23 protein-coding genes are annotated in these 23,641 nt (G+C 66.3%); 17 read left to right on the top strand and 6 right to left on the bottom strand.

What is annotated here, in order from left to right:
- Window positions 1-178: 178 nt before the first annotated feature.
- Window positions 179-1,354, bottom strand: coding sequence for a 4-hydroxybenzoate 3-monooxygenase (gene pobA, locus VDQ18_RS03340; RefSeq protein WP_323019597.1), 1,176 nt, complete (start codon window positions 1,352-1,354; stop codon window positions 179-181).
- A 110-nt stretch (window positions 1,355-1,464) separates the two neighbouring features.
- Here pobA and VDQ18_RS03335 point away from each other — a divergent pair, with 110 nt between their 5' ends.
- The gene (locus VDQ18_RS03335; protein WP_323019596.1) at window positions 1,465-2,328 is read left to right on the top strand and encodes a helix-turn-helix domain-containing protein; all 864 of its coding nucleotides are present in this window, start codon (window positions 1,465-1,467) and stop codon (window positions 2,326-2,328) included.
- Window positions 2,329-2,421: 93 nt separating this feature from the next.
- Here VDQ18_RS03335 and VDQ18_RS03330 read toward each other — a convergent pair whose 3' ends face one another.
- The 3 genes from VDQ18_RS03330 to VDQ18_RS03320 form a co-directional block, all read right to left on the bottom strand.
- A complete protein-coding gene (locus VDQ18_RS03330) occupies window positions 2,422-3,267 on the bottom strand; it encodes a class III extradiol dioxygenase family protein (RefSeq protein ID WP_323019595.1) in 846 nt (281 codons plus the stop codon).
- A 15-nt stretch (window positions 3,268-3,282) separates the two neighbouring features.
- Window positions 3,283-3,642, bottom strand: a complete 360-nt coding sequence (locus VDQ18_RS03325; protein ID WP_323019594.1) for a protocatechuate 4,5-dioxygenase subunit alpha — start codon at window positions 3,640-3,642, stop codon at window positions 3,283-3,285.
- 185 nt (window positions 3,643-3,827) lie between these two features.
- Entirely contained in the window at window positions 3,828-4,721 is an 894-nt protein-coding gene (locus VDQ18_RS03320; protein ID WP_323019593.1) for an amidohydrolase family protein, read from the bottom strand.
- Between the two features lie 118 nt (window positions 4,722-4,839).
- On the opposite strand from VDQ18_RS03320, the gene VDQ18_RS03315 reads away from it, so the two are divergent.
- The 7 genes from VDQ18_RS03315 (at window position 4,840) to VDQ18_RS03285 (ending at window position 11,738) form a co-directional block, all read left to right on the top strand.
- Entirely contained in the window at window positions 4,840-6,090 is a 1,251-nt protein-coding gene (locus tag VDQ18_RS03315) for a LysR family transcriptional regulator (RefSeq protein WP_323019592.1), read from the top strand.
- Between the two features lie 143 nt (window positions 6,091-6,233).
- Window positions 6,234-6,623, top strand: a complete 390-nt coding sequence (ligA, locus tag VDQ18_RS03310; protein ID WP_323019591.1) for a protocatechuate 4,5-dioxygenase subunit alpha — start codon at window positions 6,234-6,236, stop codon at window positions 6,621-6,623.
- Window positions 6,623-7,507 (top strand): class III extradiol dioxygenase subunit beta, encoded by an 885-nt coding sequence (locus tag VDQ18_RS03305; protein WP_323019590.1) that lies wholly within the window; start codon window positions 6,623-6,625, stop codon window positions 7,505-7,507. Before ligA ends, VDQ18_RS03305 begins: the two co-directional genes overlap by 1 nt.
- A 15-nt stretch (window positions 7,508-7,522) precedes the next feature.
- Window positions 7,523-8,467 (top strand): Gfo/Idh/MocA family oxidoreductase, encoded by a 945-nt coding sequence (locus VDQ18_RS03300; protein WP_323019589.1) that lies wholly within the window; start codon window positions 7,523-7,525, stop codon window positions 8,465-8,467.
- 230 nt (window positions 8,468-8,697) lie between these two features.
- Window positions 8,698-9,600: a UTP--glucose-1-phosphate uridylyltransferase GalU gene (gene galU / locus VDQ18_RS03295; protein WP_323019588.1), complete on the top strand. Its 903-nt coding sequence runs from the start codon at window positions 8,698-8,700 to the stop codon at window positions 9,598-9,600.
- 32 nt (window positions 9,601-9,632) lie between these two features.
- Complete coding sequence (gene galE / locus VDQ18_RS03290; RefSeq protein ID WP_323019587.1) at window positions 9,633-10,622, top strand: UDP-glucose 4-epimerase GalE; 990 nt, start codon at window positions 9,633-9,635, stop codon at window positions 10,620-10,622.
- 45 nt (window positions 10,623-10,667) lie between these two features.
- Window positions 10,668-11,738, top strand: a complete 1,071-nt coding sequence (locus tag VDQ18_RS03285; RefSeq protein WP_323019586.1) for a glycosyl transferase family 90 — start codon at window positions 10,668-10,670, stop codon at window positions 11,736-11,738.
- A gap of 66 nt (window positions 11,739-11,804) precedes the next feature.
- Here VDQ18_RS03285 and katG read toward each other — a convergent pair whose 3' ends face one another.
- The gene (katG, locus tag VDQ18_RS03280; RefSeq protein WP_323019585.1) at window positions 11,805-13,967 is read right to left on the bottom strand and encodes a catalase/peroxidase HPI; all 2,163 of its coding nucleotides are present in this window, start codon (window positions 13,965-13,967) and stop codon (window positions 11,805-11,807) included.
- A 174-nt stretch (window positions 13,968-14,141) separates the two neighbouring features.
- On the opposite strand from katG, the gene VDQ18_RS03275 reads away from it, so the two are divergent.
- Window positions 14,142-15,080, top strand: coding sequence for a hydrogen peroxide-inducible genes activator (locus VDQ18_RS03275; RefSeq protein ID WP_323019584.1), 939 nt, complete (start codon window positions 14,142-14,144; stop codon window positions 15,078-15,080).
- On the opposite strand, the gene VDQ18_RS03270 is transcribed toward VDQ18_RS03275, so the two are convergent.
- Window positions 15,081-16,094, bottom strand: coding sequence for a hypothetical protein (locus VDQ18_RS03270; protein ID WP_323019583.1), 1,014 nt, complete (start codon window positions 16,092-16,094; stop codon window positions 15,081-15,083).
- Between the two features lie 226 nt (window positions 16,095-16,320).
- Between VDQ18_RS03270 and VDQ18_RS03265 the strand changes: the two genes are divergently transcribed.
- The 8 genes from VDQ18_RS03265 to VDQ18_RS03230 are packed head-to-tail and all read left to right on the top strand — an operon-like array spanning window position 16,321 to window position 23,632.
- Entirely contained in the window at window positions 16,321-16,602 is a 282-nt protein-coding gene (locus tag VDQ18_RS03265) for an STAS domain-containing protein (RefSeq protein WP_323019582.1), read from the top strand.
- The gene (locus tag VDQ18_RS03260) at window positions 16,599-16,976 is read left to right on the top strand and encodes a response regulator (RefSeq protein WP_323019581.1); all 378 of its coding nucleotides are present in this window, start codon (window positions 16,599-16,601) and stop codon (window positions 16,974-16,976) included. Before VDQ18_RS03265 ends, VDQ18_RS03260 begins: the two co-directional genes overlap by 4 nt.
- Complete coding sequence (locus VDQ18_RS03255; RefSeq protein ID WP_323019580.1) at window positions 16,973-19,063, top strand: chemotaxis protein CheA; 2,091 nt, start codon at window positions 16,973-16,975, stop codon at window positions 19,061-19,063. Before VDQ18_RS03260 ends, VDQ18_RS03255 begins: the two co-directional genes overlap by 4 nt.
- Before the next feature lies 1 nt (window position 19,064).
- Window positions 19,065-19,532 carry a chemotaxis protein CheW gene (locus tag VDQ18_RS03250; protein WP_323019579.1) on the top strand — a complete coding sequence of 156 codons (468 nt, stop codon included), beginning with the start codon at window positions 19,065-19,067 and terminating at the stop codon, window positions 19,530-19,532.
- The gene (locus VDQ18_RS03245; RefSeq protein ID WP_323019578.1) at window positions 19,529-20,410 is read left to right on the top strand and encodes a protein-glutamate O-methyltransferase CheR; all 882 of its coding nucleotides are present in this window, start codon (window positions 19,529-19,531) and stop codon (window positions 20,408-20,410) included. The genes VDQ18_RS03250 and VDQ18_RS03245 overlap by 4 nt, the downstream gene beginning before the upstream one ends.
- A gap of 13 nt (window positions 20,411-20,423) precedes the next feature.
- Window positions 20,424-20,810: a response regulator gene (locus VDQ18_RS03240; protein WP_107753989.1), complete on the top strand. Its 387-nt coding sequence runs from the start codon at window positions 20,424-20,426 to the stop codon at window positions 20,808-20,810.
- Window positions 20,807-21,226: a hypothetical protein gene (locus VDQ18_RS03235; RefSeq protein WP_323019577.1), complete on the top strand. Its 420-nt coding sequence runs from the start codon at window positions 20,807-20,809 to the stop codon at window positions 21,224-21,226. The genes VDQ18_RS03240 and VDQ18_RS03235 overlap by 4 nt, the downstream gene beginning before the upstream one ends.
- A gap of 24 nt (window positions 21,227-21,250) precedes the next feature.
- The gene (locus VDQ18_RS03230; protein ID WP_323019576.1) at window positions 21,251-23,632 is read left to right on the top strand and encodes a methyl-accepting chemotaxis protein; all 2,382 of its coding nucleotides are present in this window, start codon (window positions 21,251-21,253) and stop codon (window positions 23,630-23,632) included.
- Window positions 23,633-23,641 lie beyond the last annotated feature (9 nt).

Raw genomic sequence — 23,641 nt, 5'->3', positions numbered from 1 at the left:
CCCGCCCCCCGCACCCCCTGCTTCAAGGAGGGTTTTCCACCCTCCTTGAAAATCCTCCCGAGGATAGTTGAAGAACGAAGATGACAGGGCCCGTTCCTTGAGGAGAGGTTAAGGCGCCCTGGCAAGGGATTGATCTTGTTGGGTGGGGTGGGTGTCCCATGCGTGGGACACCCTCTGGTCAGAAGGGAAGGCCGACGTAATTCTCGGCCAGCGACGAGAGCGCCGCTTCCGACGAGAAGAGATAGGCGAGTTCCGTATCCTGCAGCCGCTGGTCGTAGGTCAGGCTGTCAGGGAAGCGGTGCAGCAGCGTGGTCATCCACCAGCTGAAGCGCTGCGCCTTCCAGACGCGGGCCAGGGCCTTCTGCGAATATTGGTCGAGCCCGGTATCATCGCCGTTCAGGTAATGCCCGACCAGCCCGTGATAAAGGTAATAGATGTCGGAGGCGGCCGAGTTCAGCCCCCGCGCCCCGGTCGGCGGCACGATATGGGCGGCGTCGCCCGCCAGGAACAGGTTGCCCCAGCGCATCGGCTCGGCGACGAACGACCGCAGCGGGGCGATGGATTTCTCGATCGAGGGGCCGGTTTCCAGACGCCCGGCGACCTCTTCGGGCAGGCGCTTCTTCAGCTCTTCCCAGAAGGCCTCGTCCGACCAATCCTCGACCTTGTCGGTCAGCGGCACCTGGATGTAATAGCGGCTCAGCACCTGGCTGCGCAGCGAGCAGAGGGCGAAGCCGCGCTCGGATTTGGCGTAGATCAGTTCCGGGTTCACCGGCTTCGTCCGGCTCAGCACACCCAGCCAGCCGAAGGGATAGACCTTCTCGTATTCGGTCAGCACATCCTTCGGGATCGCCTTGCGCGAGGGGCCGTGGAAGCCGTCGGCGCCGATCACGTAATCGCAGTCGATCCGCACCACCTCGTCGCCGTCGCGGTAGCTGACCCAGGGCTTGCCCTCGGTGTTGAGGTCATGCAGCGCCACATCCTCGACATTGTGCACGACCTTGCCGCCCATCCGGTCGCGCGCCTCGTAGAGGTCGCGGGTCAGTTCGGTCTGGCCGTAAACCATCACCGAGGAGCCGCCCGAATACTTGTGCAGATCGACCCGCTTCAGGACGCCGTTGTCGGCGATCTCGAACCCGTCGTGGATCTCGCCCTCGCGGTCCATCCGCTCGCCGCACTGCGCCTCGCGCATCAGCTCGGCAAAGCCGTGCTCCAGCACGCCGGCGCGGATCCGCCCCAGCACGTATTCGCGCGAATGCCGCTCCAGCACGATCGTGTCGATGCCCTTGAGATGCAGCAGCTGGCTGAGCATCAGGCCCGAGGGGCCGCCGCCGATGATACAGACCTGGGTTTTCATGGAAGTCCTCCTCCTGCGCGGGCCAGAGGGGCACCGCCTTGGGGGCCAGAATAGGAATATCCACGATCTTTGAAATGGACCCTCTGGGGTAAAACTTGTACGAATCGCGCATGAGCCGCAGCCCTGCCCCCCTGATCCCCAACTACAACCTCTTCGGCGAGGCGGGCGACCTGCCCGATGTCGTCCATTGCGAGACGATCGAGACCCGCTCGCGGCTGCACGATTGGGAACTGGCCGTCCACCGCCACGCACGGCTGCATCAATTGCTGCTGCTGCAGGAGGGTGGCGGCGAGATCAGCCTGGAGGGCGCGCGCCTTGCCCTGCCGCCGGGCACGCTGGTCAATGTGCCGCGCGGCGTGGTGCATGGCTTCCGCTTCGAGCCCGAGACGCGGGGGCTGGTGGTGACCTTCGCCGCCGAGATGCTGGACCAGACCCTGCGCCCGGGCGAGGGATTGCGCGAAATCCTGGCCGAAGCGCGGGTGATGCCCGCCGATCCCGAGGCCGCGCAGAGCCTGACCGCGCTGCTCAACGCCTTCTCGGGCCGCGATTTCGCCCGGGCGCAGATCCTGCGCTCGCTGGCCGGGCTGGTGCTGGGTCAGGTGGCGCGCGCCATGGCCGGGGCGGGCGCGGCCAGCGACGCCGCCCCTGCGCCCGAGCTTCTGGCCCGGTTCGAGGCGCTGATCGACGCGCATTACCTGCAGCATTGGGGGGTGGCGGAGTACGCCCAGGCGCTGGCGGTCAGCGCCGCGCATCTGTCGCGGCTGACCCGCGGGGCGACCGGGCGGCCCGCCTCGGCGCTGATCGAGGACCGGCTGATCCGCGAAGCAAGGCGCAACCTCGTCTACACGAACTTGCCCGTATCGCGCATCGCCTATGCGCTGGGGTTCGAGGATCCGGCCTATTTCACCCGGGTCTTCACCCGTGCCACCGGCCTTTCGCCCCGCGCCTTCCGGCAACGGCTGGCGCAGGGCTGAGCTTCATTCTGCCGGAAATACGCAGGGGGGTTCTCAGGGGGCGCCTGCGCCCCCTGAGGCGGGGGGTCCGGGGGGCGGCAGCCCCCCGGTCCTTCAGGCACATTCGAGCAGCAGCGTCCCGGCGGCGGTGTTCGAGATCGGGATGTGGTAGTTCCGGGTGATCTCGGTCACGTCGTCGCCCAGCGCGCCGCGCATCATCATCCACATCAGGAATTCGGTCCCCTGGGCGCCCGCCTGTTTCACCAGCTCCTGCCGGGTGATCTTGGTCAGTTCCTCGGGGTTATGGACGATGTTCTCCAGGCAATACTGGTCGAAGTCCTTGTTGATGAAGCCCGCGCGCTGGCCGTCGAGCTGATGCGACAGCCCGCCGGTGCCCAGCACGACGATCTTCGCGTCCTCGGGGAAGGACAACAGCGCCTTGCGCAGGGCTTTCCCGAAATTCAGCGCCCGGTTCAGCGTCGGGATCGGGTGCTGCACGGTATTGGCGCTGATCGGCACGGCCTTGGGCATATGCGGATGGTGCGGCGCGCCGGGCCAGAACAACTGCATCGGCACCACGAAGCCGTGGTCCACGGCCAGTTCCTGGCAGGACGTGATGTCGAATTCATCCGCCACCATGCTCTCGATGATGTGCCAGCTCAGTTCCGGCGCGCCGGGGAACGGGTCCAGCGCGGGCAGGCCCCAGCCCTCGTCCTCGTTGCGGTATTCATGCGCCGCGCCGATGGCGAAGGTGGGCATCCGGTCCAGGAAGAACCCGAGGCCATGGTCGTTGTAGATGTTGATGACGTAATCGGGCCTATTGTCCTGAATCCACTGGTGAACCTTCGGATAGCCGTCGAAGAACGGCTTCCAATAGGGATCGTCCTGCAGGTTCTTCTGGATCGCGTTGCCCACCGCCGGAATATGCGAGGTGGTGATCCCGCCGAGAATGCGTGCCATCTGGGTCTCCTCCGCTTACGCCTGGCTGGCGAGATATTGCTTGAATTCCTCGGTGGTGCGGCCGGTTTGCAGCCCGCCCACATCCTGCACCGAGAGCTTGAAGATCCCGGCGAGCTTCGCGAGGTAATAGATGTTCCCGCCGGCATCGATCATCGCCAGGATGTCGCGCTTGCGCACCGCCTCCTTCTGCGGCTCGGTCAGGCCGTATTTGGCCATCCAGCCCTCTTCATCCGCCTTGAAGCCGTCGCGGTTCGAGGCCTTGTTGAAGTCGTAGCACATCTTGTTCAGGGCATAGCCCTTCATGGCCTGGGTACCGTCGAACAGGACGGTGCCGGGGATGTCGATGTGGTAGTCGTATCCGGGCATGTCGTGCATGGGATCTCCTCCTTCGCTCATGGGGATTTGTCGCATGCACGGGGGGCGGCCAATTTGACCTGAATCAAGTGACCCCGGCCCCGGACGCGAAACGAATAGAGGCGACGGAAAACTTATGGACCGGGTTACGGCGCGCATGAAAAAGGGCGCCCCGGCGGGCGCCCTTTGCAGCCGTGTCGCGGCGGTCAGTCGGCCCAGTAGAGCCGCATCGGGTTGTCCACCAGCAGCTTCTGGCGCTGCGCCTCGGTCCGGGCGATGCGGGGGATGTAATCGACCAAAAGGCCATCATCCGGCATGTGCGATTTCATGTTCGGATGCGGCCAGTCGGTGCCCCAGAGCACGCGATCCTCGAACCTGTCGACGATCGCCTGATAATAGGGCACCACGTCGTCATAGGGCTCGCCCTGCTTGGTCAGCCGCTCGGGGCAGGTCACCTTGGTCCAGATCCGCTCGTTCTGCGCCATCAGGTTGATGAAGCGCTGGAAGTCGGGGTGATCGACGCCCTTGGTCACATCCGGGCGGCCCATGTGATCGACGACGATGATCCCCGGCAGGGTGTTGAGGAAGGGCTCGAGGCTCTCCAGATCCTGCGCCTCGAAATAGACCACGGTCGACCAGCCGAATTCCTGGATCTTGTCGGCGATGCCCAGAAAGACCTCGGGCGGAGTGGCATCGACCAGCCGCTTGACGAAGTTGAAGCGGACGCCGCGGACGCCGCCTTCGTGCAGGGCCTTCAGCTCGTCCCGCGTGATGTCCTTGCCGACCGAGGCCACGCCCCGCGCCTTGTCACCGGCGGCGATACAGGCATCGACCATGGCGCGGTTGTCCTTGCCGTGGCAGGTGGCCTGCACGATCACATTGCGCTCGAACCCCAGGTAGTCGCGCAGCGCGAACAGCTTGTCCTTGCCCTGATCGCCCGGCGTGTATTTGCGCTCGGGCGCATAGGGGAACTCGGCCGAGGGGCCGAAGACGTGGCAATGCGCATCGACCGCGCCCTTGGGCAGGACGTAGGCGGGCTTCTTGGGGTTCGGGTGGACCACCAGCCAGTCGGGATCCATCGGTTGCGGTTGGGTATTCATGCGTCTCATCTCCCTGCGCGGCCGGGCGTCGCCGTGGCGGCGCATCCTGCCCCATCCACGGCGAATTGCCTATTTCGATCTGAGGCCCTAGAATAAGTTTTCGCTATTCGGGTGCAAGATGACCGAAGCCCTGCCCAACCTCCGCCACATGCGGGTCTTCCTGGAAACGGCGCGGACCGGCTCGGTCTCGGCCGCGGCGGAACGCTGCCTGCTGTCGCAGCCTGCCGCGACACAGGCCATCGCCCGGCTGGAGGCCGAGGTGGGCACCCCCCTGCTGGTCCGCCGCACCCGCCGCTTCAGCCCGACACCCGCCGGCGCCCTCTTCGTCGGCCGGGTCGAGGCGGCGCTGGACCATCTGCACCACGGCGCCCGCACCGCGCTGCGGGCGGCCCGCGACGGGGCGACGTGGAGGGCGGGATCGGGGCGCGCGGCTTTCGACCATCTGGTGACGGCGGCCCAGCTTCGGGCGCTGATCGCGGTGGCGGGCAGCGGCAGCTTCACCCTCGCCGCTCAGGCCCTGGGCCTGTCGCAGCCGACCATCCACCGCGCCGCCCGCTCGCTGGAGGATGTGGCCGGCGTGCCCTTCTTCCAGACCACGGTCAGCGGCGTCGAACTGACCGCCGCGGCGCAGGCCTTCGCGCTGGGGGCAAAGCTGGCGCAGGCCGAGATCCGGCAGGGATTCGAGGAAATCGGCCGCGAACTGGGCGATGACCGGGGGACCTTCACCCTGGGTTCGTTGCCCTTGGCCCGCACCACCATCGTTCCCCGCGCCACCCATGCGATGATCGGCGAGACGCAGGGCGTGCAGGTCCGCGTCGTCGACGGCCGCTATTCGGAACTCTTGCGCAGCCTGCGCGAGGGCGAGCTAGATTGCCTGATCGGCGCGCTGCGCAGCCCCAACCCGGCCGAGGACGTGACGCAGGAGCCGCTTTTCGACGACCTGCTGGCCATCGTCGCCCATCCGAGGCACCCGCTGGCCGGGCGGACGCAAGTCTCGGTCGAGGAGACGCTCGCCTACCCCTGGGTCGCGCCGCCGAAATCGACGCCTGCGGGCAGTTACCTCTATGAAACCCTACGCATTCAGGACCGGCCGCGGACGCCGGTGCGGGTGGTCTCGTCCTCGCTGGTGTTCCTGCGCGGGCTGATGGCCGAGGGGGATTACGTCACCATCGTCTCGCTGCACCAGATCAGCACCGAGATCGCCGACGGGCATCTGGTGCCGCTCGATGTGGCGCTGACCGGCAATGCCCGCAGCATCGGCCTGACCTATCGCACCAGCTGGCGCCCGACCGCGACACAGGCCCGTTTCCTGGACCTTCTGCGCCAATCCAGCCCGTCGGAAACCGGCCGAAAGATACCGGTGCAATAGCTTTTTTCAATGCTAGCCCGCGCGATTCTATTGGCACCGAACCGGCTGCCGGATGTATACATTGCGTGATCGGGTCTCGGCCCGCGCTGGCATCATGGCCTGGCGCAACGGGTTCGGAGCACCGCGATAAACGGGAGAATACCATGCATAAGGACTATGAGGACATCCCCGGGACCTTCGTCTTCGACGCCGACAGGTCCCGCGAGGGCTACCACCTCAACCAGTTCTGCATCTCGCTGAGGTTGCAGAAGAACCGCGACGCCTTCAACGCCAACGAGGAGGCCTATCTCGACGCCTACCCGATGACGGCCGAACAGCGCGATGCGGTCCTGAAACGCGACTGGAACCGCCTGCTCGAGCTGGGCGGGAACATTTATTACACCTCGAAACTGGCCGCCAACGACGGGATCAACTTCCAGAACCTCGCCGGGCTGATGACCGGCATGGGCGTCGAGGCCTACCGCGAGATGATGCTCAACGGCGGCCGCTCGATCGAGGGCAACCGCTACAAATCGGAATGGGAGAACAAGTAATGGCACGCATCGTCGCAGGGGTGGGTTGCTCGCATGTTCCCGCCATCGGTGTCGCGATGGACACCAAGATCACCGACCAGCCCTATTGGCAGCCGGTGTTCAAGGGCTTCGAATTCTCGCGCAAATGGATGGCCGAGGAAAAGCCCGACGTCATCTTCCTGGTCTATAACGACCATTGCACGGCGTTTGACGCGTCCTGCATCCCGACCTTCGCCCTGGGGGCGGCCGCCAGCTTCACCCCGGCCGACGAAGGCTATGGCCCGCGCCCGGTGCCGGTGGTCTACAACCACCAGAAACTGGCCAGCCACATCGCCCAGTCGCTGATCCTCGATGAATTCGACCTGACCATCATGAACGAGATGGAAGTCGACCACGGTCTGACCGTGCCGCTCAGCGTGATGTACGGCGACAAGACGCCCGAGGACGATTGGGGCGTCAAGGTCATCCCGCTGGCGGTGAACGTGGTGCAATACCCGGCGCCGACCGGCAACCGCTGCTACAACCTCGGCAAGGCCATCAAGAAGGCGGTCGAGAGCTATCCCGAAGACCTGAAGGTCATGATCTTCGGCACCGGCGGCATGTCGCACCAGCTGCAATACAAGCGCGCCGGCCTGATCAACCCCGAATTCGACACCATGTTCCTGGACAAGCTGACCTCGGATCCGGTCGGCCTGTCGAAGGTCCCGCATGTCGATTACCTGCGCGAAGCGGGCTCGGAAGGCGTGGAAATGGTCATGTGGCACGTCATGCGCGGCGCCCTGGACGAGGAAGTGGTCGAGATCCATCGCCATTATCACGTTCCGGCCTCGAACACCGCCGTGGGCCATATCATCCTTGAGAACAAGGATTACCACGACAGCCGCACCAAGGTCGCGGCCGAATAAGCGAAGGGGATTCCCATGCGAATTTGTGTAGCGGGCGCCTATGGCGCCTTCGGGATCAAGCATCTCGACGCGCTGAAAGCCATTGACGGCGTCACTGTCACCTCGGTCATGGGTCCGACCCGGGCCAAGATCGACGCGCTGGCCGCCGAGCGTGGCATCGGCCATGCCGCCACCGACCTGGCGGAATGCCTGGCGCGGGACGACGTGGACGCGGTGATCCTGGCGACGCCGACCCAATTGCACGCCGAGCAGGCCATCGCCTGCATGAAGGCAGGCAAGCCGGTGCTGATCGAGATCCCGATGGCCGACAGCCTCCAGGAAAGCGAAGAAATCTGCCGGGTGCAGGAAGAAACCGGCGTGCTGGCCATGGCCGGGCAGGTCCGCCGCTTCAACCCCTCGCACCAGTGGATCAAGAACAAGATCGACGCGGGCGAGCTGAAGGTCCAGCAGATGGACGTCCAGACCTATTTCTTCCGCCGCTCGAACATGAACGCCAAGGGCGAGCCGCGCAGCTGGACCGACCATCTGCTGTGGCACCACGCCTGCCACACGGTCGACCTGTTCCAGTACCAGACCGGCGAAGTCGTGTCCGAGGCCTTCGGGCTTGAGGGGCCGCATCACCCGGAACTGGGCATCGCCATGGACATGTCCATCGGCATGAAGACCCCGTCGGGCGCGATCTGCACGCTGTCGCTCAGCTTCAACAACAACGGGCCGCTCGGCACGTTCTTCCGCTACATATGCGACAACGGCACCTATATCGCCCGCTATGACGACCTGTTCGACGGCTACGAGAAGCCGGTCGACCTGTCGGGCGTCGCGGTGTCGAACAACGGGATCGAGCTGATCGACCGCGAGTTCATCGCCGCCATCCAGGAAGGCCGCCAGCCGAATGGCTCGGTCCATCAGGTGCTGGACGCGATGCGCACCCTCGACAAGATCGAGCGCTGCTTCAAGTAAGGGCAGTCTCGGCCCGAAAAAGGCGCCGGTCCGCTGGGCCGGCGCCTTTTTGGTGCCCGAATTAACCTTAAACTTTCGTGATATGCCCGGGGTGGCGGCCCGTCGTGCTATGTGGGACGAATAGGGCACACGTATCGCGGGTGACTGGCGAACCCTCTGCCGCCGCGATAATCACGAAGCAGGGTCGGCCGCCCCGCCGCCCCGAGTACGAAGACGGAAGTTATTCGATCATGAAGACAATCAAGAAGGCAGTCTTTCCTGTTGCGGGTCTGGGAACGCGGTTCCTGCCGGCGACCAAGGCCATGCCCAAGGAGCTTCTGCCGATCATCGACAAGCCGATCATCCAATATGCCGTCGAAGAGGCCATCGCCGCCGGGATCACCGAGCTGGTCTTCGTGACCGGCCGCCCCAAGCGCGCCATCGGCGACCATTTCGACGCCAACCTCGAACTCGAGTTCCAGCTGTCCCAGAAGGGCAAGCACAAGGAACGCGACATGGTCCGCAACATCGTGCCGGAAGGGGTGCATTGCATCTTCATCCGCCAGCCCGAGCCCAAGGGCCTTGGCGATGCGGTCCTCTGCGCCGCGCCCGCGGTGGGCGATTCGCCCTTTGTCGTGCTCCTGGCCGACGACCTGATGAAGGGCGCCTCGCTGCCCACCGCCGAGATGGTCGCCGCCTACGAGCGCAACCCGACCAATTACCTCTGCGTGACCGAGGTCGCCGACGAGGACGTCCACAAATACGGCATCGTCAAGCCGGGTCCGCTGGGGCCGGACGGCCGCGTCACCGTCGCCGGTCTGGTCGAGAAGCCCGAATTGAAGGACGCACCCTCGCATCTGGCCTCGATGGGGCGCTATGTCTTCGACCCCGAGATCTTCGACGTGCTGCGCCAGACCAAGCCCGGCGCGGGCGGCGAGATTCAGCTGGCCGATGCCATCGACGAACTGGCCGCGCGCGGCCGGGTCGCGGCGATGGAGATGTCGGCGACGCGCTACGATTGCGGCTCGAAATTCGGGTATCTGACGGCGATCGTCGATCATGCGATCGCCCATGACGAATTCCGCGACCGGTTCTATGCTCTGATGCGCGACCGTCTGGCGAAGCACGATGCCGAGGCGGGCGAAGGAGCCTGACGCGTGGGGCGAGCCGGGCCGAGGGAGGCCGAATGACGAGTGCTAGAGTGCTGGTGACGGGGGGTGCGGGCTATATCGGCTCGCATGCCTGCAAGGTTCTGGCGGCCCGGGGCTATGAGCCCGTGACCTTCGACAATCTCTCGACCGGCTGGGCGCAGGCGGTCAAGTTCGGCCCGTTCGTGCAGGGCGACCTGATGGACCGGGCGGCGCTGGCGGCGGCTTTCGCCGAATACCAGCCCGTCGCGGTCATGCATTTCGCCGCCTTCAGCCAGGTCGGCGAGGCCATGGTCGAGCCCGGAAAGTACTGGCGCAACAACGTGCTGGGCTCGCTCAACCTGGTCGAGGCGGCGGTCGAGGCCGGGTGCCTCGACTTCGTCTTCTCCTCGACCTGCGCGACCTATGGCGAACAGGACGGCGTGCTGCTGACCGAGGACTCGGCGCAGCAGCCGATCAACGCCTATGGCTCGTCCAAGCGCGCCATCGAGGAGATCCTTCGCGATTTCCGCGCGGCCCATGGCCTCAGGACCGTCATCTTCCGCTATTTCAACGTGGCGGGCGCCGATCCCGACGGCGAGGTCGGCGAATGCCACCGGCCTGAGACGCATCTGATCCCGGTCATGCTGGAAGCCATCGACGGCCAGCGCCCGGAACTGGTGGTGCATGGCACCGATTACCCGACCCCGGACGGCACCTGCGTGCGCGATTACGTCCATGTCATGGACCTGGCCGAGGCGCATGTGCTGGGCCTCGACTGGCTCAGGGCGGGCAAGGAGAGCCGGGTCTTCAACCTGGGCACCGGCGCCGGGTTCACCGTGCGCGAGGTGATCAGCCACGCCCGCGCCGCCACCGGCCACAAGGTGCCGCACCGTGAGGGGCCGCGGCGCGAAGGGGATGCGGCCTCGCTGGTCTCGGGCTCGCAACGGGCGCTGAGCGAACTGGGCTGGGATCCGACGCGCTCGTCGCTCAAGACCATGATCAAGGATGCCTGGACCTGGCATCGGACGGGTGGCTACAGTGGGTAACAGCGCGCGCGTCTGAGCGGTCGCCGCGCCTGAGGGGAACGTGCCATGGAACTCCACGATTTCATGTGCCCCGAGGTCTGCCCGAAGACACGCCAGCTGCGCAGCCGCCCCGGGCTGCTGGCGCGCTATGCGCCCAGCACCCTCATGGTCGCGGATTTCGAGGCCAACCGCCTGTTCCACCAGCCGCAGCGGCGCAACGGCACGGTCTTCGAGACCACCATTCGCGATACCGCCCTCGAAGCGGCGCTGGCCCCGATCCGCAACAAACCGCACCGCGCCGCTGAGCTTATCGCGCAGCTGGGCACGCTGGGGGCAAGGTGGGCGGTGGCGGATATGGCGGATGCCGCGCCCTTCGCGCCCGACTTCTATCTGGGTTTCGCCGCCAACATCCTGCAATACAACCGCCGCCGCGGTCAGCGCAGCGCCGCGCTCTGGCGCCTGCCGCTCTATTACGAGCCCAGCGCCAGACTGGGGAACTGGCTGGACCCCGAGGCCCCGGACGACATCGACTTCGCCGACAAGCTGCCCCGGGTCTATTGGCGCGGGGCGACCAGTGCCGCGCGATGGAGCACGCCCTATAGGTTGGAGCAGCCGGCCCTTCCGCAAAGCCTGGAGGACCTCGCGGCGCAGCGGCAGACCAGCCTGCGGGCCGCCGCGGTGCTCTATTCCCTTGAAAACCCCGACATCACGGATTTCCGCTTCGGGCTGCGCCCCCGCTTTCTGCGCCAGCTTTCGCCCGAGGCGCGCCGCGCCGGTTTCGCTGCCGGGCGCGACCCGCCGACCGAGGCCTTCCGCCACCGCTATGTCCTGTGCCTGCCCGGCAATGACGTGGCGACGCAGCTTTACTGGGTCATTTCAACGCAATCCGTCGCGTTCGTTGTCGAAAGCGATTACGAATGCCTGCCCGATTATTTCCTCAAACCCTGGGTGCATTATGTGCCGGTCCAGCGCAATCTGGGGGATCTGCGCGAGAAATTCGACTTCTGCGAGGCCAACCCCGACCTCTGCCGGTCGATCAGCGAACGCGCGCGGGCTGCCTATGCCGCGATCTGCAACCCGGCGCTCTGGCATGAAGCGGAACTGAAGGTTCTGGACAAGCTGGATTTCCTGGCCTGACGAGTGCCAAGGCAAAGGGCGCAGCCTGACGGCTGCGCCCCTTCTTCCTTGCCATGTGCCGAGGGCTCAGGCCCGGACGTCGAAGCGGTCGGCGTCCATCACCTTGGCCCAGGCGGCCACGAAGTCCTGCACGAACTTGGCGGCGTTGTCGTCCTGGACATAGACCTCGGCATAGGCGCGCAGGATCGAGTTCGAGCCGAACACCAGGTCGATGCGCGTGGCCGTGCCCTTGACCGCGCCGCTGGTGCGGTTGCGGATCTCATAATGGTCGCCCGCCTTGACCCAGGTATAGGTCATGTCGGTCAGCACATCGAAGACATCCGGCGTCAGCGCCCCCACCCGGTCGGTCAGTACGCCATGCTTGGTGCCGCCGTGGTTGGTGCCCATGGCCCGCATGCCGCCGAAGAGGACGACCATCTCGGGCGCCGTCAGACCCATCAGCTGCGCGCGGTCGAGCAGCAGCTCTTCCGGCGAGACGATGTAGTCTTCCTTCAACCAGTTGCGGAACCCGTCGGCCAGCGGCTCCAGCACGCTGAACGAATCGGCGTCGGTCTGCTCCGCGGTGGCATCGCCCCGGCCCGGGGTGAAGGGCACGGTCAGCTCGTAGCCTGCGGCCTTCGCCGCCTGCTCGACACCCAGATTGCCCGCCAGCACGATGGCATCGGCCACCGAACAGCCCGAGGAGGCCGCGATCGGCTCCAGCACCGACAGCACCTTGGCCAGACGCGCCGGTTCATTGCCCGCCCAGTCCTTTTGCGGCGCGAGGCGAATGCGGGCGCCATTGGCCCCGCCGCGCATGTCCGAGCCGCGATAGGTGCGGGCCGAATCCCAGGCGGTGGCGACCATGTCCGACAGCGACAGGCCCGAGGCGGCGATCTTCGCCTTCACCGCGGCCACGTCATAGCCCGTCGGCCCGGCGGGGATCGGATCCTGCCAGATCAGGTCCTCGGCCGGGACATCGGGACCGATGTAGCGCGCCTTCGGCCCCATGTCGCGATGGGTCAGCTTGAACCAGGCGCGGGCGAAGGTGTCCTTGAAATACTCGGGATCGGCCATGAACTTCTGGCAGATCGCGTTGTAGGCCGGGTCCATCTTCATCGCCATGTCGGCGTCGGTCATGATCGGGTTCTGCCGACGCGACGGGTCCGAGGCATCGACCGGCATGTCGCTTTCGGCGATCGAGACCGGCTCCCATTGCTGCGCGCCGGCGGGCGAGCGGCGCAGTTCCCACTCATGGCCGAACAGCATGTCGAAATAGCCCATGTCGAACACGGTCGGATGGGTGGTCCAGGCGCCCTCGAAGCCCGAGGTCACGGCATTCGCCGCCTTGCCGCCCATGTTCGGGTTGGTCCAGCCCATGCCCTGGTCGATGACATCGGCGCCCTCGGGATCGGGGCCCAGCTTGCCCGCGTCGCCATTGCCATGGGTCTTGCCGACGGTATGGCCGCCCGCGGTGAGCGCCACGGTTTCCTCGTCGTTCATCGCCATGCGGGCGAAGGTCTCGCGCACCTGGGCCGCGGTCCTCAGCGGATCGGGCTGGCCGTTCACGCCCTCGGGGTTGACGTAGATCAGGCCCATCTGCACGGCGGCGAGCGGGTTCTCCATCGTCGAGGGGTCGTTCACGTCCTCGTAGCGGTTGTCGGACGGCGCCAGCCATTCCTTTTCCGCGCCCCAATAGGTGTCCTTCTCGGGCGCCCAGATGTCGGCGCGGCCGAAACCGAAGCCGAAGGTCTTCAAGCCCATGGATTCATAGGCAATATTGCCCGCGAGGATGAACAGGTCGGCCCAGGAGACCTTGTTGCCGTATTTCTTCTTCAGCGGCCACAGCAGGCGCCGCGCTTTGTCGAGCGAGGCGTTGTCCGGCCAGGAATTCAGCGGTGCGAAACGCTGGTTGCCGGTGCCCGCGCCGCCGCGACCATCGGCCAGACGGTAGGAGCCCGCCGCGTGCCAGGCCATGCGGATCATCAGGCCGCCGTAATGGCCCCAGTCGGCCGGCCACCAGGGCTGGCTGTCGGTCATCAGCGCCCGCATGTCGGCCTTCAGCGCGTCGTAATCGAGGGTCTTGACCGCCTCGCGGTAGTCGAAGCCCGGCAGCGGGTTGGTCTTGCTGTCGTGCTGATGCAGAATGTCGAAGTTCAGCGAATTGGGCCACCAATCCATGACCGATTTCGCGCTGGCGGTATTGCCGCCATGCATGACCGGGCATTTGCCCGCGTTGTTACCGTCCATCTTTCTCTCCTTGCTCTCAGGCACGACGAAGGCGCAGCCGCGCGCCACCCCGGCGGGGCGGCGTTTTGCTTGGATCGTGTCGAGGGGTCCTCCCCGCCTTCGTTAGAATCACTCTAGCAAAGGGTTTCGATTAGGATAAGTTTGATTTCCTGATTGGCTTGATAAGATTAACTGATGATCAACCTCACTCTGCGCCAGTTCCGCTATTTCGAGGCCCTCGCCCGCCTCGGCCATTTCGGCCGTGCCGCCGATGCCTGCGCCATCTCGCAACCCGCCTTGTCCATGCAGATCAAGGAGATGGAGGAAACGCTCGGCACCCCGCTCTTTGAACGGGCGGCGCGGCAGGTGCGGCTGACCTCGTTCGGCGAGGAATTCGCCGGGCGGGTGCGCGAGATCCTGCGCGCGGTCGATGAGCTGGAGGATCTGGCCCGTGCCTCGCAGGCGCGGCTGGTGGGGCGGCTCAGGCTGGGGGTGATTCCGACCGTCGCGCCCTATCTGCTGCCCGGGCTGATCGGCAATCTGACGCGGATGAACGCCGATCTCGACATCCATGTGCGCGAGACGGTGACGCCGAAGCTGCTGACCGAATTGCACGAGGGGCGGCTGGATACGGCCATCGTCGCCCTGCCCGTCTCGGAACCCGCTTTCACCGAGGTGGCGCTCTGTTCCGAGGATTTCGTGCTGGTGCGCCCCCGGGCCGAGGCCAATCTGCCGGTGCCGACGCCGGACCTGCTGCGTGAGATGCGGCTTCTGCTGCTGGAAGAGGGGCATTGCTTCCGCGACCAGGCGCTGAGTTTCTGCAACCTGCAAAGCGCCCTGCCCCGCGAATTGCTGGATGGCTCGTCGCTCTCGACGCTGGTGCAGATGGTGGGCGCGGGCATCGGCGTGACGCTCATTCCCGAGATGGCGGTGGCGGTCGAAACCCGGTCCGCCGATGTCGCGGTCTCGCATTTCCCCGAGCCGCAGCCGCGCCGCACGATCGGCATGATCTGGCGCAATTCCAGCCCGCTTTCCAAGCAGTTGATGCAGATTGCCGCGGTGGTGCGCGACACGGCGCTGGCGCTGCCCGGACGGATGCAGCCCGGCGCGCCCCTGGGCGCCGGGCCGCGTTGATCATTCGCCCATGAACGCCCGGCCGAGGATCGCCACGATCTGGCCCCAGCCGCGCACGGCCTCCAGCGGCACGTTGGTGCCGACCAGCTGCCCGGTCACCGCGACATTGGTATAGACCCCGTCCTGCGTCGCCCGGCCCGAGTTCGACATGGCCAGCGTCCCGGTGATGCCGTCCACCGTCGCGAACGGGTCTGGCGCCGCGAAGGGATCGCCGCCCGAGCCGCCCTCGCCCGGGATCACCAGGTTGACGACATATTCCTCGTCATGGTCCGAGCCCGCCGGAGCCTCGCCCAGCGACATGTTGCCTTCCAGCCGGAAACGGGTGTTGCCGCAGGTCACGTCGAAGGCGCCGTTCCACGATTCGGCGGCGTAGGAATAGACCCAATCGCCGTTCCAGGTGCAACCGGTGGCATTGGCCTGTCCGACATGCGGGATGGCGAAGTTGTTGAAACTGATGGAATCGATGCGCGTGTCGTATTCCACCGGCGCGCTGCCCGCCGCGTTCTGCTGCAGATAGGCCAGCGCGTTGCGCCCGATCTCCATGGCCGAGGCCGAGGGGCTTTCCGGCATCATCACCAGATTGCCGCCGAAGGTCGTGGCTTCCTGCGGGGCCGAGCCCACGCGGCGGTAGCCCACCGTCAGCGAGCGCATGTCGGTGAAGCCGTCCTGCGAGCCCGAGATGGTGAAACCACCGGCGAAATCGACCCGTGGCACGCTCTGCGACGGGTTGTTGGGGTTCTTGATCACGCCCGAGCCCGAGACCGCGCAGGCCTCGTCCGTGCGGCTCAGCCCGAAGAGCGCCGAGGTCCCGGCCGAGCATTCCACGTTCAGCGTCGTGGTGCCGCTGCGGTCGTCGATCACCGTGCGGAACACGTCGCGGCGGGCGGTGTCGAAGAGCGACGGCTGGTTGACCTCCATGGTCAGGGTCACCGTCTCGGTTCCCGATTGGGCAAGGGCGGGCAAAGCGCCGAAGCACAGCGCCTGGGCCAGGGCGGCCCCGTAAATGATCCGCATTTTGTCCTCCATGGGCAGCGGCTTGAAATAGGTCGTCAAAAAGTCGTTCCGCCCTGAAAATCAGGAGGGCGGGGCCTGAAGGTTACGCATGTCGGGCCGTGTCAGGCAAGTCCCGGCTGCGTGAACGGCGGCGGGGAGGGGCCGCCCCGGGGCCACGAACCCATTTTTAAGGGTTGGCTGGCAGATACAGAGGTCAGGACGTTGCTTGTTGTTAAAAGGTGATCCCGTGCCCGATCCCGCTTCCGACCGATTGTTGCTCGATGCCGACGGCTGGAGCGATGCCCCCCAGGTCATCCTCGACCGGCTGCGGACCCGCGGCGGCACCGATCTGGTGATCGACGCCGCCGGGGCCGGACCGATCCCCGCGCAAGTGGCGCAGATCCTGCTGGCCGCCCGCGCCACCGCCCTGTCCCGGGGCCATGCCTTCCGGATCGAGGATCCGTCCGACGCCGCCCGGCAAAGCCTGGAAGCGATCGGCCTCGGCCAGCTGCTGGAGACCGCGCCATGACTGCCAAGACCATCCTCGCGATCGACGATTCCCGCACCATCCGTCAACTCGTCTCGCAGACCCTGGGCGATGCCGGGTTCTCCGTCACCACGGCGGTCGATGGCGCCGACGGGGTCAGTACCTTCCAGAACACCCGCTTCGACGCGGTGATCACCGACATCAACATGCCCAAGCTCGACGGTTTCGGCGTGATCGCGGCGATCCGCGGCGGGGGCGCCAACCGCAAGGTGCCGATCCTGGTGCTGACCACCGAAAGCTCGCCCGAATTCAAGGACAAGGCGCGAAACCTCGGCGCCACCGGCTGGATCGTCAAACCCTTCGAGGACCGGCAATTGGTCGACATCCTCAAACTGGTCACGGGGGCGGAGGGATGAGCAACGAAACCCTGCGCGACACGTTCTTCGCCGAATGCGAGGAATTGATCGAATCGCTGACCGAAGGCCTGCAGGTCGTCGCCTCCGGCGCCTGGGACGGCGAGACGATCAACGCCATCTTCCGGGCCGTCCATTCGATCAAGGGTGCGGCCGGTGCCTTCGGCTTCACCGATCTGGTGACCTTCGCCCATGCCTATGAGACGGTGCTGGACCTGATCCGCTCGGACAAGCTCGACATCGCGCCGGATGTGCTGCGGCTGATTACCCGCTCCTCCGACGCGCTGGCCGAACTGGTCGACACCACGCGCCAGCAGGGCTCGGCCTCGCTCGACCCGGTGCGCGACCTGATCGGCGAGCTGGAGGCGACGGCAAAGGATGCCAAGGCCGACACCCCGCCCGAGCCGGAATTCACCTGGGCGCCCCTGGCGCTTTTGCCGATCGAGGTCGGGGAACCGGCCCCCGCCCAGGGCTTCACCATCCGCTTCGCCCCCGGCGCCTCGTTCTATGCCAATGGCCACGAGCCGGTGCGCTTTCTGTCGGCGCTCGACGCCCTGGGCACCCTGACCGTCACCTGCGACAGCAGCGCGGTCCCGCCGCTCGACGTTTTCGATTTCGACAGCGGCTATCTGGTCTGGATCCTGACGCTGGAAGGCGCCACTGACGAGGAAGCGATCCGCCGCGTCTTTGCCTTCGCCGAAGGGCTTTGCACACTCGACATCGCCCCCCTCGGGGACAGCGCCGCCCCCGATCTGCCTGAGGTCGAGGTGGAGGCAGCCCCCCTCTTCATCGCCCGCGCCCCCGCCGCCGATCCCCCGGCCGAGGCCCCGGCCGCGCCCGCAGCCGCCCCGCCTGCCCGCGCAGCAGCCCCCCGTGCCCCCGCGCCGCCGGTACAGACCACGCTCCGCGTCGATCCCGAACGCGTGGACCGGCTGATCAACAGCGTCGGCGAATTGATCATCAACCACGCAGTCATCAGCCAGAAGCTGGAATCCTGCGGCCTCGGCACCGATTCCGAGATCATGGCCGCGCTCGACGATTACCGCTATCTGGCGCGCGAGATCCAGGAAGCGGTGATGTCGATCCGCGCGCAGCCGGTCAAGGCACTGTTCCAGCGCATGGGCCGCGTGGTGCGCGAGGCGGGCGAGGCCACCGGCAAGGCGGTCATGTTCATCAGCGAGGGTGAAACGACCGAGATCGACAAGACGATCCTCGAACGCCTGGCCGATCCGCTGACCCATATGCTGCGCAATTCGGTCGACCACGGGCTGGAAACCGCCGAGAAGCGCCGCGCCGCTGGGAAAAGCGAGGTCGGCAGCGTCCGCCTCAGCGCCGCGCACCGGTCCGGCCATGTGGTGATCGAGGTTTCCGATGACGGCGCCGGTCTCAACCGCGAACGGATCCTCGCCAAGGCGATGGAAAAGGGGCTGGTCCCACCCGACGCCAAGCTCACCGAGCCCGAGATCGACAACCTCCTCTTCATGCCCGGCTTTTCCACGGCCGAGAATGTCACCAACCTCTCGGGGCGCGGGGTGGGGATGGATGTGGTCAAGACGACGATCACCTCGCTGGGGGGCAAGGTCGGCATCACCAGCCTTGCGGGCGAAGGGTCGACCTTCACCATCTCGCTGCCGCTGACGCTGGCGGTTCTGGACGGCATGATCATCGGCGTCGGCGCCGAGACCATGGTGCTGCCGCTCTCCAGCGTGGTTGAAACCGTGCGCCCGCAACGCCGCGACATCCACGAGATTGCCGGTGAACTGGTGCTCTCGGTCCGCGGCACCTATGTGCCGATCGTCGATCTGGCGCTGCTCTTCGGCATGCGCAGCGCCAAGGGGCAGAGCGCCGAACGCTCCTACGTCCTGCTCGACGCGGGCGGCGCCAGCATCGCCGTCGCCGTCGATGCGATCCAGGACCAGCGCCAGGTGGTCATCAAGAGCCTCGAAGGCAATTACGGCACCGTCCCCGGCATCGCCGCAGCAACCATTCTGGGCGACGGCAAGATCGCCCTGATCATCGATTCCGAGGCGCTGGTCGAGCTGGTCTCACCGCGCCGCAACGCCCGCCCCCTCATCGAACTGGAGGCCTGACATGAGCGACGAGGAAACCAACGACCGCGGCAATACCACTGAATTCGTGTCGCTTTCCGCAGGCGGCCAGGGATTTTGCGTCCCCATCACCTCGATCCGCGAGATCCGCCGCTGGAGCCAGGTGACCGCCCTGCCCTTCGCCGAGGATTCGGTGCTGGGGGTGATGAACCTGCGGGGCGCCGTGATCCCCATCGTCGACCTCGCCGCCCGGCTCGGCCTCGGCACCACCGAAATCGGTGCGCGCAACATCGTCGTGGTCGTGGCCATCGGCCCACGGATCATGGGGATGCTGGTCGATTCGGTGTCCGAGATCCTCTCGGTCAACAGCGAGACGATCCGCCCCAACCCGACCATCCGGCGCGACGGCGGCGCCAGTCACGTGACGGGCCTGCTGCCGGTCGATGACATCATGCTCAGGGTCCTGGACCTCGACGCGCTCTTCGCCCGCGAGGGTGAGGAGGCCGCATGACCACCCTGGCGCGCCCTTCCACCAGCGACAGCGACCTGCCCCTGACCGAAGCCGATTTCGCGCGCATCGCGCGGATCGCCAAGGCGGGCTGGGGCCTGAGCCTGGAAAGTGCCAAGCGGCCCCTGATCCGCTCGCGCCTGGGCCGCCGGGTGAAGGCGCTGGGCCTCGCCAGTTTCGATGCCTATTGCGATGTCGTCGAATCGGGTGAGGCGCAGGAATCCGACCATTTCATCACCGCCCTGACCACCAATGTCACCCATTTCTACCGCGAGGCGCATCATTTCGAGATGCTCGAAAGCCAGATCCTGCCGCCGATCCTGCAAGCGGCGCGGCAGGGCAAGCGGGTGCGCCTGTGGTCGGCGGGTTGTTCCAGCGGGCAGGAGGCCTATTCCCTGGCCGGCTCGATCCTGGCGCTCGCGCCCGAGGCCGCGAGGCTCGATCTACGCATCCTCGGCACCGATATCGACCCGACCGTCCTGCAGATCGCGCAGGACGGGCTCTATGACCCCAAGATCTGCCTCTTCCCGACCCCGGCGCTGGAGGAACGCGTCTTCGGCCGCGCCCCCCCGACGGGCGCCCTGCGGGCGGTCCGACCGGAACTCAAGGCCCTCGTCACCTTTCGCCGCCTGAACCTGGTCAAACCCTGGCCGATCAGCGGGCGCTTCGACGTGATCTTCTGCCGCAACGTGGTGATCTATTTCGACAAACCCACGCAGCGCCAGCTCTGGGCCCGCTTCGCCGAGGTCCTGCATCCGGGCGCCTGGCTGCTGATCGGCCATTCCGAACGCATCGCTGACCCCCAGGACCTGGGACTCGATCCTGCGGGCATTACCACCTACCGCCGCGCCGCCACCCCTTCCGGCAAGGCCCCCAGTTGAAGGCAGATCCGCCATGGCCCTTAAAGACGTCCTTAAGATCATGATCGTCGACGATATGTCGGTCAGCCGCGGGCTGATGACCCAGAGCCTGGAAGAGATCGGCGTCAAGAACATCGACTTCCAGACCTCGGGCGCCGAGGCGCTGAGCCGCCTGGCGGTCAATCCCGCGCATCTGGTGATCAGCGACTACAACATGCCCGGCATGAGCGGCCTCGACCTTCTGGAAACCCTGCGCGCCAACAAGATGACCGCCAAGATCGGCTTCATCCTGATCACCGGCTCGCCCAGCCAGGAAATCCTGGAACGCGGCATGAAACTGGGCCTCAACAACCTGATCAAGAAGCCCTTCACCACGGCGAGCCTGAAAGCGTCGATCGAGGCGGTGGTGGGCCGCCTATGACCCTTGCCGCGCCCTTCCCCATTCCGCCGCTGCTCGCCGGCATGGCCGAGGCCATGGGGGAGATCCGCCTGATGTTGTTGCGCTACGAGGCCGCCATGGTCGAGGCCCCCAGCAACGCCGCCAACCGGCAAGCGGTGCAGGATTTCGACCTTGCGGTCCAGCTGTTGCAGGATCTGGAGCATATCGCCCAGCTTCTGGGGCGCGAATTGCCGGCCGATCTGATGGCCCAAAGCGCCCTGCCCCTGGCGGGACTGCGCCTCGAACGAAGTCGAACCCGTTTCCTGTCCGCGGGCGTGCGCGACCCCGCCGCAGACCAGCGGCCGCCGCCCCGGATCGATCTCTTTGCTCCCCTTGTTCCTGCTGATGACGACAGCGCGCCCCCGGCCAGACCGGCATCGCTGCCCGACACACCCTAGTCCCGTGCTTTCAGAGGTTCCGCCATGTTCCAACGCCTCACTCAATCCCGCATCGCCCTGCGTTTGCCGCTGCTGATCGCCACGGCGCTGGTCCTGAGCATCGGCGCCTCGACCTGGGTCTACCATTCGCTGTTCCGCACCGAGCTGGAATTGCAGACCAGCCAGCGGGCCCGCATGCTGGCCGATCATGCCGGTACTGCGTATACCAATTGGCTGAACCGGATGTTCCGCACCGTCGAGGATCTGGGCGAAGGCCATCTCGCCCCCGACGCGATGCGCCTCTTCAACGAGGCGCTGGCGCTGCAATCCCCGGGCTGGCTGGAGGAGGTGCGCAACGCCTATGTCGAGCGCAACCCCCTGCCGGCCGGTCAACGCGGCGATTACGACCGCGGTGACAGCCGCCCCGCCTATGATGCGGTGCACGAGGCGTTCAACCCCTATATGCGGGCTCATCGCGACAGGTTCGGCTATTACGACCTGTTCCTGATCACCGCCGAGGGGGATGTGGTCTACAACATCTCCAAGGAAACCGACTTCGGGATCAACCTTAACGAGGGCGCGATGCGCGATTCCGAGCTGGCACAGGTCTGGCGCGCGGCGATGGACGGGCCGGTCGGCACCACCTCGTTCAGCGATTTCGCGCCCTACGCGCCCAGCAACGGCACCCCGGCCGCCTTCGTCGCCCGCCAGATCGTCGATCACGAGGTGCCGGGCAATCCGGTGATCGGCGTGGTGGCGCTCGAATTGTCCGAGGAAGGGATCAGCGCCTCGCTCGAATCCGCCGATCTGCTCGATCGGGATGAGATCTATATCGTCGCCCCCGACGGCACCACGCGCAACGCCAGCCGCATTGGCGATGCCTTCCCGATGTTCGGCACGCTGCCCGATCTGCCGCAGGTCGCCGCCGCGCGGGCCGGTGAGATGGCGGAATTCGACGAAGCGACCGGCATCCACGGCGCCCCGGCCATCGTCGCGGTCCATGCCTTTTCCGCCCATGACAACCATTGGAGCGCGGTGGTCGAACTTGATCAGGCCGATGCCTTCGAGGCCCTCACCGATTTCAATCAGCGCGCCATGATCGTCGTGGCGATCGGTGTCCTGCTGTCCCTGGCCATCGGCTGGGCCGTGGCCCGCTCGATCACCCGGCCGCTGGGGGATTTCTCCCTGTCGATGCAGGCGCTGGTCGACAAACGCTATGACCTGGCCATCACCGGCACCACGCGCCGGGACGAAATCGGCGGCCTGTTCCGGGGCCTCGACCTGTTCCGCCAATCGCTGTCCGCGGCCGAGGAGGCCGCGCAGGCCCAGGAACGGGGGCGCGCCGAACAGACACGGGTGGTTGCCGATCTGGGCAGGGGGCTGCGCGATCTGGCCAGCGGGCACCTCGATATGCGTCTCGATGATCCCTATTCCGCGGGCTACGAGAAGCTGCGCACCGATTTCAACGCGACGGTGGACACGATGGAAACGCTGATGCGGACCATCGCCGCCAATGCCAGCGAAATCCGCTCCCGCGCCGAGGAGATCAGCGCGTCTTCCGACGACCTGTCGCACCGCACGGAAACCCAGGCGGCGACGCTCGAGGAAACGGCCGCGGCGCTGGACGAGCTGACCGCCAGCGTGCGGGCCGCCGCCGAATCGGCCTCGGAGGTCGAGACCGTGGTTGCCGATGCCCGGAAGGAGGCCGAGAAGAGCGGCCAGGTCGTCTCGGAAGCGGTCGCCGCGATGTCGCTGATCCGCAAATCCTCCACCGAGATTTCGCAGATCATCGGCGTGATCGACGATATCGCCTTCCAGACCAACCTGCTGGCGCTGAACGCAGGGGTCGAGGCCGCGCGCGCGGGCGATGCCGGGCGCGGTTTCGCGGTCGTTGCCTCCGAAGTGCGGGCTCTGGCCCAGCGCTCGTCGGAGGCGGCCAAGCAGATCAAGATCCTGATCACCGGCTCGACCGAACAGGTCGAGACCGGGGTCGGTCTGGTCGGCCGCGCCGGCGAGACGCTGACCATGATCATCCAGCGCGTCGGCAATATCGACCAGCTGATCGGCGGCATCGCCAATGGCGCGCGCGAACAGAGCTCGGGCCTGCAGGAGATCAACGTGGGCGTGTCGCAGCTCGACCAGGTGACGCAACAGAATGCCGCGATGGTCGAACAGGTCACGGCCGCCTCGGTGACGCTGAAGAATGAATCGCAGTCGCTCAGCCAGGTCGTAGCGCGCTTCCGGGTCCGCAACCCGGCCGAAGGGGGGCAGCTGCCCGTTCACATCGACACCACGCCGCTGGCCGAGCTGACGCCCCGCCCCGCCGCGGACTTTGACCTGGAGCAGGCCTTTGCCGAAAGGGCGGCAGACGCGCTGCCCCCCGCGTTTCCGATCGCGGCCAACACCGCTCGCTGGCAGGATTTCTGATCCTGCCGG

The organism is Pararhodobacter sp. (genome assembly GCF_034676075.1).
Taxonomy (GTDB): Bacteria; Pseudomonadota; Alphaproteobacteria; order Rhodobacterales; family Rhodobacteraceae; genus Pararhodobacter.
Note: the sequence above shows the minus strand (reverse complement) of the source record. Positions and strands in the feature narration are given on the sequence as shown.